The 17086-nt window shown below is 46.7% G+C and carries 12 protein-coding genes; 11 read left to right on the plus strand and 1 reads right to left on the minus strand.

The window, feature by feature from the left end; all coding sequences use genetic code 11:
• Positions 1–211: 211 nt before the first annotated feature.
• Positions 212–1126, minus strand: a complete 915-nt coding sequence (locus ACESLK_RS26245; RefSeq protein ID WP_373232756.1) for an AraC family transcriptional regulator — start codon at positions 1124–1126, stop codon at positions 212–214.
• A gap of 124 nt (positions 1127–1250) precedes the next feature.
• Between ACESLK_RS26245 and ACESLK_RS26250 the strand changes: the two genes are divergently transcribed.
• The 11 genes from ACESLK_RS26250 to ACESLK_RS26300 all read left to right on the plus strand — a co-directional run bounded on the left by ACESLK_RS26250 (position 1251) and on the right by ACESLK_RS26300 (position 17044).
• On the plus strand, positions 1251–2093 hold the full coding sequence (locus ACESLK_RS26250) for a sugar phosphate isomerase/epimerase family protein (RefSeq protein WP_373232757.1): 843 nt from the start codon (positions 1251–1253) through the stop codon (positions 2091–2093).
• Between the two features lie 6 nt (positions 2094–2099).
• The gene (locus ACESLK_RS26255; RefSeq protein WP_373232758.1) at positions 2100–3122 is read left to right on the plus strand and encodes a Gfo/Idh/MocA family protein; all 1023 of its coding nucleotides are present in this window, start codon (positions 2100–2102) and stop codon (positions 3120–3122) included.
• A gap of 2 nt (positions 3123–3124) precedes the next feature.
• Positions 3125–3739, plus strand: a complete 615-nt coding sequence (locus ACESLK_RS26260; RefSeq protein ID WP_373232759.1) for a carbohydrate-binding family 9-like protein — start codon at positions 3125–3127, stop codon at positions 3737–3739.
• 116 nt (positions 3740–3855) lie between these two features.
• Entirely contained in the window at positions 3856–4659 is an 804-nt protein-coding gene (locus tag ACESLK_RS26265) for a phytanoyl-CoA dioxygenase family protein (protein ID WP_373232760.1), read from the plus strand.
• A 44-nt stretch (positions 4660–4703) separates the two neighbouring features.
• A complete protein-coding gene (locus tag ACESLK_RS26270) occupies positions 4704–5741 on the plus strand; it encodes a LacI family DNA-binding transcriptional regulator (RefSeq protein WP_373232761.1) in 1038 nt (345 codons plus the stop codon).
• Positions 5738–8041: a helix-turn-helix domain-containing protein gene (locus tag ACESLK_RS26275; protein ID WP_373232762.1), complete on the plus strand. Its 2304-nt coding sequence runs from the start codon at positions 5738–5740 to the stop codon at positions 8039–8041. The genes ACESLK_RS26270 and ACESLK_RS26275 overlap by 4 nt, the downstream gene beginning before the upstream one ends.
• Before the next feature lie 281 nt (positions 8042–8322).
• Positions 8323–9306, plus strand: coding sequence for an ABC transporter permease (locus ACESLK_RS26280; RefSeq protein WP_373232763.1), 984 nt, complete (start codon positions 8323–8325; stop codon positions 9304–9306).
• Positions 9307–9309: 3 nt separating this feature from the next.
• The gene (locus ACESLK_RS26285) at positions 9310–10203 is read left to right on the plus strand and encodes a carbohydrate ABC transporter permease (protein WP_373232764.1); all 894 of its coding nucleotides are present in this window, start codon (positions 9310–9312) and stop codon (positions 10201–10203) included.
• A gap of 70 nt (positions 10204–10273) precedes the next feature.
• Positions 10274–11890 carry an extracellular solute-binding protein gene (locus ACESLK_RS26290; RefSeq protein WP_373232775.1) on the plus strand — a complete coding sequence of 539 codons (1617 nt, stop codon included), beginning with the start codon at positions 10274–10276 and terminating at the stop codon, positions 11888–11890.
• Positions 11891–12001: 111 nt separating this feature from the next.
• Positions 12002–15283, plus strand: a complete 3282-nt coding sequence (locus ACESLK_RS26295) for a hypothetical protein (protein ID WP_373232765.1) — start codon at positions 12002–12004, stop codon at positions 15281–15283.
• A 21-nt stretch (positions 15284–15304) separates the two neighbouring features.
• Positions 15305–17044 (plus strand): hypothetical protein, encoded by a 1740-nt coding sequence (locus ACESLK_RS26300; RefSeq protein WP_373232766.1) that lies wholly within the window; start codon positions 15305–15307, stop codon positions 17042–17044.
• The last annotated feature ends 42 nt before the right edge of the window (positions 17045–17086 follow it).

Below are 17086 nucleotides of genomic sequence, written 5' to 3' on the forward strand. Positions count from 1 at the left end.
TGCCCTCCAACTCGAAAGGAGGGAATTAGGGTAATATCCCCCTCGGATTTTAATGATCCCCTCTCCAAAAATGAAGAGAAACCCCTACGTCTCAAGAGACGGGGGTTTCTCGACGATCTGAGCACCCAGCGATGGGTGCTTTTTTCTATGTTCACTTAGTTTAATAAGACAGCGGGCTCCGCATACTTAATATAAGACGAGATGAAACGACTTAAGCTCGCCCTTCAGCCCGAGCCTTTACGGAGCGTGCATATTCAGAGGGAGACATGCCGGTGCACCTTTTGAAGTCACGCGAGAAATAATGGATACTTCCATAGCCTAATTTGGCCGCGATCTCCGTAAAATTATACTGCTCCTCGCGAACGAGAGATTTAGCCTCTTCGATTTTAAGTTGCTTGAAATAATCCATTGCACCTGTGCCCTTTTTCGACTGAAATAGTTCCTTTAGCCGGCTTTTGCCAATATGAAGGGCCTTGCACAGCTGATCGAGTGACAGATTATCGGCAATATTCTTTCTCATATAAGCAATGATTTGCTCGGCCATCATACTATCGGCTCTATCCTTCTGCATGGAAGGAATCTTCCTCGGTTCCAGACGGCTAGAGGGTTCCTCGTTTCTCAATAGGCTGATCAGCAGGATTTCTAAATAGGCTTTCATGACTTGTTTTCCCGCGAAAGGTGCTCGGGGGTGTGGGGATAAACGATGGATAGACGGATCGTCGAACGGCGGCTCGAAAGTTTGATACCCTTCCTGAACGATAAGAGCTAGAAGGTCTCTTTCCTTTTTTTCCAGCGTCATGATGCTATTTTCTAAACGAGACATGTAAGGTGATTTGCACTCAAATGAAATAACAATAAGATTTGGGGGCTTGTGCTGCTGCGAGACTCGGACCGTATGAAATTCTCCCGGCTTATGAAAGATAATCATCCCTTGCGATAGCTGAATCGTACGATCGTCAGCGCGAACCTCGACCGCACCTTTATCTACATAAAGAAACTCCCAGAAATCATGCTGTTCTCCCTCGAAAACATAACCTTTGGTATATTCAAAATAATGAAAGGAAAAGAGTTTTTTGATTTTTATCGATTCTTTCAGCGTCAGCGAAGTAAACTCCATCTTGGTCATCCTTTCATAAGGAATGAATCCCTTCTAATACTAGCATAGCTGAAGTGCAAAAAGTTCGGCTTTTTTGCTAAATAGGTCTTGCGGCTAAGTCTCTATAATAATCTTAACAAGGAGGATGATAGGGATGAAAAAAGGGATTAACATTTGGTCTTATCCAGGCGATTTAAGTATCTCGGAATGCATGGCAATCGCCAAGGATGCGGGCTTCGAAGGCATCGAATTGTCGTTAAATGAGAACGGTCCATTAAGCTTAGCGAGCAACAAAGCCGAAATAGAGGGAGTTCGCAAGACAGCCGAGGACACAGGAATCGCTTTGACAAGCTTGGCTAGCGGTCTGTACTGGGATTATGCTCTTACTAGCGGGAAAAAGGAAATCCGTGAGAAGGCACAGGATATTGTGAAGAAACAATTGGAAACCGCAGCCATTCTGGGTGTAGATACGATACTCGTAATCCCCGGAGCGGTAGGCGTTGATTTTATACCTGGCAGTGAAGTGGTTCCTTATGACCGAGCATATGACTTTGCGCTAGAGGCGATATCGAAGCTGTCTAAAGAGGCAGAAGCTATCGGCGTACCCATTGGCATTGAAAACGTGTGGAACAAATTTCTTCTGTCTCCGCTCGAAATGCGCGATTTTCTCGATAAAGTGGGCTCTGAATATGTCGGCTCCTATTTCGATGTTGGGAATGTCCTTTATTCCGGGTACCCGGAGCACTGGATAAAGATTTTAAATAAGCGTATCAAGAAAGTCCATTTCAAGGACTACCGTCGTGAGAGCGGCGGTCTGTCCGGCTTCGTAGATCTCCTGGCCGGGGATGTGAACTATCCTGAAGTCATTAAGGCTTTGAATGAGATCGGTTATGACGATTTCGTAATCGGCGAGATGATCCCTCCGTATAAACACCATAGTAAACAAATCATATACAACACTTCCGCTTCAATGAGCGCGATCTTAGGGAGGAATTAAATCCATATGCTGAGGATTGGGCTAATCGGATTAGGTTTTATGGGTAGAACGCATTTGGACAACTATCTTCGTCTGGAGAAGGAAGGAGTTCCGATCAGAGTGGTTGCACTCTGCGATATGGATCCAGTAAAGCTCCAAGGACAGGCAACGGGTGGTAATATCGATACTTCATCGTCGGACGCTGTTGATTTTGGACGGTTTAATAAATATACCTCAGTTGCTGATATGCTGGTAAAGGAGCAATTGGATTGCGTAGACATAACCCTTCCGACTTTCCTGCATAAAGAAGTGACAGTCCAATGCCTTAAGCATGGTCTCCATGTATTGTGCGAGAAGCCTATGGCTTTAAACGCAGGTGAATGTGAAGAGATGATTAAGGAAGCTAAGGAAAACGGCAAACAATTGATGATTGGTCAATGTCTCCGCTTCTGGCCAGCATATGAATACTTGAAAAATGTGATTGAGAACAAAACATATGGCGAGACACTGGCGGGATCCTTCTATAGAGGTGGCGGGACACCGAACTGGGGCCCGTGGCTGCTGCAACGGAAGAAAAGCGGAGGAGCATTGCTTGATATGCATGTCCATGATACGGATGTCGTGAATTGGCTCTTCGGTAAACCGAATGCTGTGTCCTGCCAAGCGAGAAATGTGATTCCGGGCTCCGGGTATGACATTGTATCCACGCATTATAAGTTTGAAGACGGCAAAGTGATCAACGCCCAAGCGGATTGGACTCTTCAGGGAGACTATGGATTTGAGATGAGCTTCCGCGTTAATTTCGAACAAGGCAATCTTAACTTTAGCGGCGGAAACCTGCAGGTGAACCCCAATGAATCGCCTGGATTCTCGCCGGAGTTATCCGACGATCAAGGCTATTATTTTCAGCTGAAATACTTTGTGGAAACTCTCATCGGTGAATATGAGCTTACTAGAATAGCGCCTGAAAGCACACTTGGCAGTATTGAAATCATTGAAGCAGAGCTGGAGTCGGCAGGACTAGATGGTGCATGGGTTAGCGTGAGGTGAAGATGCGCTCAAATGATCCCTCAGCCTATTACTGCGCTTATGTTAAAGCAGAAAAGGGTCTAATCCCTTGGCACGATATCGAGGCTATTATCCTTAAAGAGGTTGTAACGGGTAATCTGCCTTCGTTAAACACCAACGTCAAAGCCTGTTGGACAGAAGATGATATCTGGTTTCGCTTCGAGTGCGAGGATGACCATATCGTCTCGAACATGACCAACCATGATGACCCTCTCTATGAGGAGGATGTTGTGGAATTGTTCATCGATGAAGACGGGCTGCGAACTGTTTATTACGAAATCGAGCTTAGTCCCCGGAATGTCGTCTTCGATGCAATCATTCATAATGATAATAATACTTTAATGAAAGTGGATACCTCTTGGCATGTATTAGGTTTAGAGACTAAGGTTGATAGAGCGGAACAATTGAGCATTTATGAGATTAAAATTCCGTTGGTTAACTTCAAACGGCTGCCGGTACAGGGTATGAAGTGGTTCTGGAATGCATTCAGAATAGATGAAGACGAACAAGGCGATCGGCATTACTCGGCATGGTTGCCTACGGGTGCGATTAACTTTCATCTTCCGGGATTTTTTGGAACGCTTGTTTTTATACGCTGAAATGCTGCGATATGCAAGGTCTCGGCTTGACAGGACAAGTATAAGTCAAATATATTAATCCTGAAGTTATTTACACGAGTAAATTTACTCGTGTAAACTCATGGGAGGTATATACAATGACAATGATTAAATCGGCCATTCCGGAATTAACCAAGCAGTTTAATGAGGAGGGTTACCTGCTTCTAAAAGGTGTATTACCCGCAGACAAGGTGACACGGTTAAATGACGCTATCGACGGGATATTGGCTGGAGAGCCGGAGTCGCTTTCTTACAATGTTTATAACAGCATAGATCGTCATGAAGAAATCGCCTCTTTGATTGACGAGCCCTCGGTGCTGCCGCTTATTATTCAACTACTCGGATATAATATCCAACTGCATATTTCTCACCTGACCGTACGGAAGCCGAACCCTGAGGATGTGCGAACGACCACGAGCAGCTTCATTAACTGGCATCAGGACGGTCCGCATCCGCAGTTTCCGACAATCGACGGCATTACATCGACTTACTATATTAAAGTCTGCTATATCCTGAGCGATATGTCCGAGCCGAACCGCGGCAATACGAAGATCATCCCGCGCTCGCATAACTGTGTGTATCAGCCCGATTCGCAGAATGTGAGAGACAAGCTGCCGGAAGAAATACAGATTTGTGGAGAGCCGGGAGACGTATTTATTTTTCCGCAGAATTTGTGGCATGCAGGTGCACCGAACCATTCCGACCATACCCGCCGTCAGCTGTTCCTCGGATACAGTCCGATTTGGATGCGCCCAATCGATTACAAGACTGCTTCGGAACGACTGCTAAAGGATGCCAGCCCGATTCGTAAGCAGCTTCTCGGCCTCATCAGCGATAATCCGTTTAACTATTATGTGCCTGACGATTCTATGGTACCATTGAAGAAGTTATCGCTGGAATAAACATTATATTTCTTGCGGCGGTTGGAACGGAGGCTGTTCATTCCATGGCAACAAGGCAGGAAGTGGCGGATCGCGCCGGCGTTTCCGTAGCTGTCGTCTCGTATGTGATCAATAACCGCAAATTGGTGAAGGAAGAGACTCGGCACAAGGTATTAGACGCCATTCGAGAGCTCGGCTATCGGCCGAATCAGACCGCGCGCAGCCTGAAGACTAAGAAATCGCAGCAAATTGCGGTGCTGATACATTATATCGGTAATCCATTCGAGGCGGGGTTACTTCTCTCAATCGAAGCGACTGCAAAGCTTCACGGGTATTTCGTATTCGTGCAGACGTATGAGCCCGATCGGGAAGAGGAGCTACGGAGCTTATTGATGGGACGGGTTGATGGAGTTTTATTGCTTGGCCAATCGTTTAGCCAGGAAACTCTTGAATATTTCAGTTCTCTTGAGGTACCCGTCGTGTCGGCTATGCAACCAACGGCTTGGGACGGAGCAAAGATTGCGAACGTTCCTTACGTAGATATTGAATGGTTGCCCGCGATGCGGAGTCTTGTTGCCCACCTGAGGCAGCAGGGACATGAACGAATCACCTTTATGACTACGGGAGGACAGAACCTCCACTATGCGGTTCGCTATAAGGCTTTTCGAGATGCCATGCGGCTGGAAGGCCTGGATATATCCGGCGTTCTTGACGGCTCGGGCCGATTCGAGCAGGCGCAAGCGATGCTTGGCGGATTGCTTGGAGGCGATGACGGGGCGGCTGTAGACTTCACGGCTATCGTGTGTGCCAACGATCTGATGGCCGCTGGCTGCTTGGCTGCATGCCGTGAACAAGGTGTTCGAGTACCACAAGATATGGCGGTCGCGGGCTGCGAGAATATCCTAATGTCTTCGCAGCTGTCACCGCCGCTGACAGTCATTCACTATCCCCGCCAGGTAGCGGGAGAAGTTGCGATGAATATGCTGCTTGACCGGATGAACGGCTTAAAGACGGAACCCGTTCGACTTTCTGGAAGTCTTATCGTTAGGGCATCTACCCGTCCGGACAAACCCAAGGGTTTATTAACGGAGGGCTCTTCATGAAATCCAGCTTATCGACTAAAGTTATGTTGATCTATGGAGCCTTCTTCTTAGTTATCATCACTTTAACCTTCGGATTATCATATTCCGGAACTGTAGGTAAGCTTGAGCGTGATCTGAATGATACGAACTTTGCCTTATTGAAACAAGTTGACCAGAAGATCGAGGTGGCTTTTCGTCAAACGGAGAAGGATCTGCTTACACTTATGGACGAGCTCGAATTCGTTTATTTTATGCACGACAGCTATTTGGATGATGCACAGAAATACAGTAATTTTTACGCATTAAACACGAAACTGAGGAATTTTATTAATGCCAATCCCCAGTTTTCGTCCATCTTCGTCTATTCATCAGTAAGCGGTCACATTCTGACGGACAAAGCCTATATGAAGGATGCCCCCTCGGTTGATAACTGGCTGGATGATTATTTGGATATGCCCGTCTATTTAAAATGGTTGACCACCCATCAGGTTTGGGAGGGTAACAGGAACAAGGATGTCATCACTTTAGTGCGGTCGTATCCGACGATCAGCAGTCCGGGATATCGCAAGGGAATAGCAGCCGTCAATATCAATGAAAAGGTGCTTTACGATATGGTTAAAGCTGTTTACGAAGAAAGTAATGTCGGTCATATGTTTATTATCGATAGCGATGGAAACGTGGTAACACATGATGACAAGACTCAAATCTATCGTAATTTAAAGGAGCTTCCTCATATCAAAAGCGTTCTCTCCAAGAAAGGAAACGGTTCCTTTAAGGGAGAGGTTAATGGAGTTCGTCAATCGATATTTTATCGTGATTCCGATTATACGGGGTGGAAATTGATCAGCATTCTGCCGGAGTCGCAAATCTATGAGCCGATCAGGGTAACCCGTAATTTTCTGATTGCTTTCGCTGCGGGTATGATTCTGCTTGCGTTGATCGTGCTGTTTTACGTAAACCGTTGGACCTTTAAACCGCTTGATCGATTGGTCGGCAAAATGTCGGGTACTTATAAGCTCAACCAATCTCAGGATCGTTTGGATGCTGGCCTTACTTATCTGGAAAAGGTATTTGACCAGTTAGTGCTGGATCGAGAACATCTTCAGCAACACGTGCGGGACTCAAAGCCGGTACTGAAGTGGAGAATCATGATGGATATGCTTATCGGATATCGGACGGATTATCAGGCTGTGCGCCATCACCTTGAGTTTGTGGGCGTTCATTTGTTTCCAGATCGATTTCTTGCGTGCACGGCGGAGATCAGTAAAGAAGGAGTAGACTTAAGAGCTCAGGACGAAACGCTGTATACCTATGCGTTCTGTAATGTCGCGGAGGAGCTGATAAATCTAGAGAATGCAGGGATTGCAATTGACTTGGGAAAGGGCCGTGCAGCAGTCATCTTCAGCTTTGCGGAAGGGGATGCGGAGCAGAATCACTTGCGTGCGCTGGCGATTCTGGAGCTGATACTCGATGTTATGAAGAAGCAATTCGATCTTATAGTGACCGTGGGAGTTGGCCGTGGCTGCAGCGAGATGAAGGATATTCCCAAATCATACGACGAATCGCAGAAGGCGCTTCATTACAAGATGGTATTCGGACAGCATTCGGTCATTTCCATTGAAGATCTGCAGTCCCCGGGCAGTGAGGATTATTACCGGCTCATTCGTATGGCAGACCGAATTACGGATGCGCTAAAGCTCACCGATACGGTAAAAATGAAGAAGGATGTAAAGGGAACATTCCGCGAGGCGATAGACAGCAATCTGCCGCCTGATCTGATCCGTCAGCTTTCCTTTGATCTCATCATGAAATCGGTGCAGGCCGTCGGCTCCATAGGTATCGACTTGAAGGATTCCATGAGCCAGTTGGACAGCATTTATGAGCGGATCAACCGCAGTGAAAGCTTGAAGGAGATGGAGGGGGTCGTCTTCTCCTTTCTAGAGGATTTGGCTGCCAAAATCAATGACAAGCGAAGTCAAAGGGGAAGTAACGATACCATTGAACGTATGTTAGTCTATATCGGGGATCACTTTCAGGAAAATGATCTTTCCTTGGATAAGCTTGCTCAGGAATTCCATTTAAGCCCTACATATATCAGCAAGCAGTTTAAGGAGTACACCGAAAGCAACTTTATCGATTATTTAATCGGAATCCGGATTAGCGCCTCCCAAAGATTGCTTGCGAGTAAGGATATGAAAGTGAACGAAATTGCCGAAGCGGTCGGTTATGTGAACACCCGCAGCTTCCTGCGGACATTTAAGAAGTATACAGGGATGACCCCGATGGAGTATCGGGAGTGGGCGGCTAAGTCACAGGCTTAAAATGATTATGAGACATGCAATGGAATCCTCTGCATTATGGAGGATAATCCCTGGCATGTCTTTTTTATTATGATAGGACTTACGGCTGAAAACATGCGTTGCTGTGAGGTTATTCAGCTGAAATCACAAGAAAATGAACCCAGCATAAGAATGGTGACCGTTCATTTTGTAAGAATAGTCATGGTGTTCAGAATGTGTCTATATTCACTTGCTTTATCCCAAAGTACGATCAAATTGCCCACACAGACTAGGGCTTTCATCTCAACGAAAGGGTGAACCAAATGAAGGATAGACGACCCGGATCCGAAACAGCGCTGGCACATTCAACTTCGATAATAACGAGAACGAACCCGCGGCGTCCCACTTTCCGAAATCGATTAAAGCGGGATAAACATCTGTACATGATGCTGCTGCCTGTTATCGTATTTTATCTCTTATTCAAATACACACCGATGATTGGGGAGATCATAGCATTTAAGGATTATCGCTTAGGGGACGGGATTTTTGGCAGCGAATGGGTGGGCTTTAAGCATTTCCAAAGTTTATTTGTGAGTATCGATTTCTGGAGAGTCATTCGAAATACGTTATTGTTGAATGTTTATAGTCTTGTATTTGGTTTTCCGGTACCGATAATTCTGGCTCTTTTACTTAACGAGGTGCGCAAAGAATGGTACAAGCGGACAGTACAGAACCTGCTGTATTTGCCCCATTTTATATCTTGGGTCGTATTGGGCGGTATCTTCATCGCGATTCTCTCACCAAGTACGGGTGTCGTGAATGCGGTGCTTGAGCATGTATTCGGCATCGAACCTATTTACTTTATGGCTAGCTCGGCATGGTGGCCTGTTGCCTATACGATGTCGGGAATTTGGCGGGAAGCAGGCTGGGGTACGATTCTCTATTTAGCCGCCATGGCTTCGATAGATCCCCAGCTATACGAAGCGGCCAAGATCGACGGAGCGAACAAGCTGCGCCAAATCTGGCATATTACGCTTCCGGGTATTCGCAGCACCGTCGCTATTCTTCTAGTTCTACGCATGGGCCATATGATGGATGTCGGACTTGAGCAAACGTTAATCCTGCAGAATCAGTCCGTACTTGATGTAGCCGATGTTATCAGTACCTACGTATATAGGGTCGGTTTGCAAAATATGAACTATAGCTATACAACGGCATTGGGCTTGTTCCAATCGGCAGTCGGCTTGATCCTAGTCATAGGTGTAAATAGGTTAACCCGATCTTTCGGGGAAAAGGGGCTGTGGTAACCGATGATAACCCAAAAAAGCAGCATGCCCATCTGGTCTCGCTTGGGGACGGCTGCTAATTACACCCTGCTCGGCTTCCTCTCACTCCTTGCTCTATATCCGTTTTGGTATGTTATCGTGTCTTCCTTCAGCAGCAGCAGGGCGATAACGGCGGGTGAGGTATCCCTATGGCCAGTTGAATTCAACGCAGAAGCCTATCTCCGACTATTCGAAGACGGTCAGCTTTTCGTCGCGATGTGGAACACGATTGTGGTAACACTTGTCGGTACGCTGCTGAATATGGCATTAACGACCTTAGCAGCTTATCCTCTTTCCAGACGGAGACTAATGGGACGTAATCAGCTGCTCATGTTCATCATTTTTACGATGCTGTTCATTTCGGGAGTCATCCCGAATTTCATACTTGTTAAGACATTGGGACTTATGGATTCCTATTGGTCATTGTGGCTGCCGGCACTGATAAGCACCTACAACATGTTCGTTATGAAAACATTTATGGAAGGTCTTCCCGAAGAAATTGAAGAATCAGCGGCAATTGACGGCGCGGGGGACTGGAGAATTTTGGGTCAAATCATATTGCCTTTATGCAAACCGATTATGGCAGCGCTCTCTTTGTTTTACGCAGTCGGCTGGTGGAATTCCTATTTCAGCGTTCTGTTATATATTACGAAATCGACCAAGCAGACTTTAACGCTAAAGCTCTATCAAATGATTCTTCAGGTGAATCAAAGTCTATTGAACAGCTCTGGCAGTGAAGGAGTTGAGCAGGTGATGTTAACGCCGGAGGGGATCAAAGCTGCTGCGATTGTCATTGCGGTCACTCCAATTCTGATTGTGTATCCTTTCCTGCAGAAGCATTTTGTCAAAGGCGTCTTAATTGGGTCCGTAAAAGGATGATATCATCGGACTATATGTCCTTGATATAGATATGATATAACTATTCGATAAGGGGATGAAAGAATTGAGAATGTTGAAACGTACATGGAAACCTGTTCTGGCAGTAAGCTTATCTCTTATGATGCTGATATTGGCGGCTTGCAGTTCTAATGGGGCGCCTACGAGTTCGTCGGCATCACCGGCGGCTAGCGGAACAAGTTCTCCAACTCCATCAGCATCTGCATCTGAAGGACCGAAGAAAGAAATCAGCGTTTCGGCTTTTGACCGAGGTCAAGTGGCTACGGAGGAAGGGAGCTACGAGGATAACCGTTGGACGAAATGGATTAATGAAAACTCACCGGTAAAGGTCAATTGGATTCCAGTTGACCGTGGTCAAGCTCAGCAAAAGCTAAGCACGCTGATCGCTTCTGGAAGCGCGCCAGATCTCATCTGGGAATATGACCGGAACTATATCGCTCAATTGGCTAATCAAGGGGCCATTCAGCCTATTGATGAATACATCGAGAAGTACAGCACGACCTTCAAGAAATATCTAGAGGAAAATCCTGACTTGCAGTCCGCTATGACTATCAACGGGAAGATCTACACCGTTACAAGCAAGAGGGCAATTGATTCGATTGCGAATCATGGCATATGGATTCGTCAGGATTGGCTGGATAAGCTCCAGTTGAAGGCGCCTACAACCATCGAAGAATTAATTGAGGTGGCTAAGAAGTTTAAAGAAGAAGATCCAGATAATAACGGAAAAGACGATACGGTACCCATTGTATTTAACGGTAATGCAGTCCAAATCATGCGTGCTTTTTTCTTCACTAATGAGAACCAATGGTACTTGGAAGACGGTCAAATGAAGTATGGCAGAACTTTGGACCGCTTCACCGATTCACTGGCCTTTCAGAAATCTTTATTCGACCAAGGACTAATTGATAAAGAGTATATTACCGACAGCAACTTCCAACATGCACGTCAGTTATGGACGACGGGTAAAGCAGGAATGTATTTCGCTAGCTGGAGAATGGATAACGAGAACACAGATCTCAAGAAGAATGTACCTGACGCTAAGTTGGCTCCACTTGAGCCTGTAGCGAGCAAATATGGAAAGAATGGTCTGTATCAAGAATTGCCGGCCAATATTCTGGTCGCGTTCAATAGTCAGATGAAAGAGGAAAAAATCGAATCAGCTTTCAAATTCCTTGACTGGATGCTGGAGGAGGGTTGGTTGCCTCTGAAACAAGGTGATGAAAATGTCCATTACAAGCTGGTGAATGGTGAAGTTCCTCAAAGGCTCGATGCAGATAAGTTCCGGACGGAGGTAGCCTATGCTGGGGAATACGCTATTCTGAGTCAATGGAATTTGAAACCGGAATGGCTTAAGGTCATGGCAGCTCAGGATCCTCTTTCCCAAGAAATCGCAGAATCCAAGGCTATAGCCTTGGAAGTCGCACTCAAGAATGAATACCGCAGGGATATCGCGTTTAGTCCGGATATACCGGAAGTAAGTCAGCTCATTGCTACCTTCGCTCCTATTGCGACACAAATTGAAGTTAAGATAGTTACTGGCGGCAAGGCATTAACTCCTGAAGCGGGTATGGAGCAGGTCCGTAAGGAATGGAAACGTCTTGGCGGCGAGAATGTAGAGAAGCTAGCACAGGAATGGTATGAAAAGAATAAGGAATTCTTGAAATAAGCAGTAGATAACATATATGATCATCAGCAGGAGGACCGATTCTAAGGGGTAGCTTCAATAGAATCGGTCCTTTTGCTACGTAACTTCTTAAAATAAAGGAGTTGTATTTATATGATCAAATCAGGGAAAGCACTTGCGATAATAGTTGCCCTTACTTTCATTTTTTCTGCAGCCCCTAACCTGCCGATTATGCCCGAATCCAAAGCTTATGCCAATACAAGTACCCCCGAGTTGACTCTAGGCGATTTTGAGAGTGCGGATGAAAGCTGGGATTTCTTAATCGGAAGCGGTGGATCACTGGGAAACGGCGAATTTAGCCGGGATTCTACGACTTCTCAGACTGGCAGCTTCTCTGGAAAGCTGCAGCTTAATTTCAGCAGCACTTCTACTTATACGAACAGCTACGTTTCCTTGGAGAAGTACTTGTTCAAACGCATTCTGCCTGTGGATGCTGTAGAGCTTAGTTTCTGGGTGAAAACAGCGGATATGGCTAAATTCGATTTGATTTTGGTCGACAACTCGAATCAGAACCATCAACAGACGATCGTGCTGAATCCGACTACAGAGTGGCAGAAGGTTACGGTGAGCTCCTTTATATCGGGGCTTAATTATACGAAGTGGGGCGGGAGTAACGATGGGGTTTGGCATGGTCCGTTAAAGAAAATGCACTTTAAGCTGACCAAAGCTTCGATGAAAGCAGGAATAACAGCTGGCTCCATCTGGCTTGACGACATTCGGGCTAAGGTCGAAGCACCCAATCTGGCCATTGCTCAGGTTCAAGTGGGCAACGTCTTCGCAGGAAGCCAATCAGGTGCTTTTGACATTCTGACGACCGGTGACACGATTCAGTGGAGCACCTTCAATGTATGGGGAGAGCCAGTAACGTCCGGAAGCGCTCCTGTCTCGGGAGGTAAGCTGCGGCTTAATGTACCGGTGCCTGAAGACGGATATTACCGATTAAGAGTTGAAGCTTCACTTGGAGGGACTTTGGTCAAAGCCATGGAAACGACTTTTGCCACACTTCCCGAGTTCGATCTATCAGCAGTGACGGATTCTCCATTCGGCATCCAGACGCATTATGGAATTAATTGGAATAAGGAAATGATTCCGCTTCTGAAATATGCCGGTACCAAAAATGTACGTGAGTCCTTCTATTGGTCAGAAGTGGAAATCAATAAAGGCCAGTATTCATTCAATCCGAAGGTTACCCTTCCCATGCAATCATTTAAGGAGTTCGGCATCGATCCGTTCCTCGTCTTCGCGTTCAGCAACAAACATTACGACGGAGGCCAAACGCCTTATACAGAGGAAGCTCATACCGCTTATGCGAACTATGTGAAGGCGATGATGGGGAAATTCGGCAGTCAGCTGAAAGCGGGAGAAATATGGAATGAATTTAACCTGCCTTACTTCGGTGGCAATGGTCCTGCGGCCTCGAGGGCGGATGTCTACTTCAATCTGCTGAAAAAGAGTTATGAGGCGTCTAAATCGGTTCAACCAGAGCTTAACGTCGTTGGCGGAGCTACTGCAGGAATTCCTTACGAGTGGCTGCAAGATGTATTCGAGCTTGGCGGACTGAATTATATGGATTCGCTTTCCGTCCATCCGTACCGCTATCCGCAAACGCCGGAAGGGCTGTTAGAGGAGATCAACACGCTGAATCAGTTTGTTCGCGATCATAATAACGGTGAGACTATCCCTCTTTGGTTTTCGGAGATTGGCTGGCCAACCCATTTGAACCCAACGGGTGTGGACGAAAATACACAAGCCGCTTATTTGATTCGCGCCTATGTACTGAGTATCGCGGCGGGTGTCGAGAAAATATTTTGGTACAACTTGATGGATACCGGAACGGATAAGCTCTACAATGAGCATAATTTCGGGGTCATCCATAATACAGGTGATGCATTGGGGTCCTATACGCCCAAACCTGCCTATGTTGCATTAGCTACACTTACGAGACAGCTCACGGGAGCGAATCCTGTGAGTCAAGATTTGGCGGATGGCATTTATCACTATATATTCAATAAAAATAACGAAAAGATGAATGTTCTGTGGTCGCTGGATAAAAAAGATGTAACCTTGAATACGCAAGCTCCTCTCACGGTTACGGATATGATGGGGCGGAAGATCACCTATACTCCGTTACAAGGAAAAGTGTACATGACATTAACTGGAGAGCCTTTGTTTATTCTAGGCAACATTAACAGTGTTAATCACACCAGCCCGTTTTCCCTGCTAAGCAATCCCGCTTATACACGTGATTCTGTAACGCTCACGCTTCGTGTCAACAACGTTAGACAGAAGGATAAGGTTACCGCGATGCTTAAATTCCAAGGCGTATCCCAGACCATTTCAGTAAACGCTCCCGGCGATTATCCGGTACAATTTCCGGGCATAGATCAGGTCGGGCACTGGAAAGCGACAGCTGAGGTATTCGCTTCAGGAGCAAGGATTGGCGGTTTGTCCGAAACAGTCGAGGTCCAGCAGGCTGAAAAGGTATCGTCTAAGCATGTGGTGAAAAACGGTGCTGACATTATGGAAGTAACGATAGTGAACGAAAGGCCGACGGTACGCCGCTTAACGCAGATCGACTGGAGCATCGGACTTTCTTCCGGTTCGGAAGTCTATGATGTGACTATTCCCGGCAATTCCGTGCAAACTATAGATTTCCCGTTATCCGGGTTGCCAGAGGGGACGCTGATGCCCTATCAATTTACACTGCACATGGAAGATGGAGCGATGCCGAGGAACGATGGAAGCGTTAAGATCGTACCCCCCGCGGAAAGAGTTACTCTTCCGTACCGAACACTTGTGTATGAAGAAGATTTACAGGGTTTGATAGGCATCGATCTAATATCAGACGTGAATATGAGAATTACTTCTCATAACGGTCCGGAAGACTTTAGCGGTAAGCTCTGGTCAACGTATGACGACAATCATCTATACATGTATGCACGCGTCCATGATGATGTGTTCTCTCAGCCGTATCAGGGTGATGCAATATGGGGAGGGGACAGCATTCAGTTTGCCGTATCTGCGGGTATGCCTGGCGAGAATCTGCAGTGGTACGAGTATGGAATGGCATTAACCCCGCTGGGTCCCGAGCTCTATAGGTGGATGGCACCACAGGGGGTTGTTACCGGATCAATAGCGAATCCTAATTTACAAGTGACAAGAGATGAAACTGCGAATGATACGATATATCAATTGGCCTTACCTTGGAGTGAATTAGCTCCGATCGTTACGAGTGACGGAATACTTAGCATGTCCATTCTCGTCAATGAGAATGACGGTAGTGGCCGCAGAGGTTATGTGGAGTGGGGCGGCGGTATTGGTTCAAGCAAGCAGTCCTCTTTGTTCAAGCCGATTCAACTGGAGAATGCTAGATGAATAGAAGGCGAGGAATCGAGCATGAGCTTATTTACAAAATCTATCGATGATAAAAAGCTTTTGTTGAGGAAAATCGTTTCCCAGGAAAACGACTACGATCCGCACGTTAACATGCTGCTAAGGCCATTTCACAGTCCGGGATATCATACGACGTTAACCGCCGAGGATCACCCTCTCGTACATCCGACACACCAATCGTTGCTGTATGCCGTGGGCTTGTTAAATACGGAGGCTCCCGAGTATGTGCAGAGGGCTTGTGATGTCATTAAACGTCTCCTTACTTTACAGGATCGCGACCCAAAGCGAGATACCTGCGGTATATGGCCGTGGTTCTATGAAGAACCGCTCGCTCAGATGGCTCCGCCTGACTGGAACTGGGCCGACTTCTGCGGGAAAGAGCTTGTGCTTGCAGATTTGCTTCACGGTCATCGGCTGCCAGAAGAACTGAGAGATCAGATCCGTCAAGGGGTAAACTATGCTTGCGATGCGATCATCATACGGGATGTGGGACCTCATTATACGAATATTGCGATTATGGGGGCCTTTGTGACATTGATCGCCGGAGAGCTGTATGATCGTCAAGACTACTTGGATTATGCGCTGCAAAGACTGGAGAAGCTGAAGCGCTACACGGAAGGCTTAGGGACCTTCCAGGAATTCAACAGCCCTCACTATTCCGTAATTGCCATCGTGGAGTTGTCCAAAATTTTCACCTATTCCGTCAATCCTAGAGCCAAAGAAATCGCTTCCGGATTATTGGATATGGTATGGCGAATGGTAGCAGAGCATTATCATCCGATTACCCAGCAGTGGGCCGGTCCACATAGCCGCAGCTATAGTACACTGCTGAACAACAAGATTAAATCCTTCCTGCAAATAGCTACCGATAACAAGCTGGTTTTCTTTTCCGATGAAGAGCTTGAATATGATGCCGAGTGGTATGGCAGCGGCAGCCGATGTCCGGATACCTATCTGGAGCTGTTCTTCCGCACAGACACAAGAGTCCTTGAGCAACCGTACTATCGTAATGAGGATACCGGACTGGTGAAGTGGGCGGAAACGTACATGACACCGGAGTATGCGATCGGGTTGTTTAGAGATGAAATCATGTGGAATCAAACACGGGGGCTGGTTGCCTATTTCGAGAATAGCGGGCAGGCTGCCTATCTGCAGATGCGCTGCTTGCATGATGGATATGACTATTGCTCGGCGGTACTTAGCGTTGCGGCGGAACACGGCCATCTTCTTATGGGGGTACGTTTTCTTACAAACGGCGGAGATACCCACCCGAATTTGGATCGTATCCAGGGAAGTATAGAGGCATCGGATTTCCGGCTTCGTATGGAATTCGGAGGCTGCCTGGACCGTGTGAGTTTTGTAACGGAAGGAACGAGGGCACAAGTCGACATTAGCGGTATGCCTTTGCGGTTTGAAAGCTTATATGCTGCTTTCGATGAGGTGTCTGCTGAGGTCACCGGACAGAAGAGGGGATGGGACTGGGAAATTACCAAGCAGGGCGATGTTTATGGATTAGACCTCATTATTTACACGGGCCAGCGGAAAACAATAGACTTCGATGCGCTAAACAAAGCTGCATTTCTTATCTCGTTAGCTATAGGCGATGCGGCAGAGAAGCTGCCGCCTTTAGTGGTCGAAGAGGAAGAAGGCCATGTGACAGCACGAGCTACAGCAGACGGTGCGAATGATCCATCACGAGAGGTAATCATTCCATTAAAACCGAATGACAAGCATCCTGTATAAGCGGGTCGGTAAAAAGAGAGCCTCAGTTGTCATAAGCGCTGA

It is taken from the genome of Cohnella sp. (assembly GCF_041640265.1).
In the GTDB taxonomy this organism is placed as follows: domain Bacteria; phylum Bacillota; class Bacilli; order Paenibacillales; family Paenibacillaceae; genus Cohnella.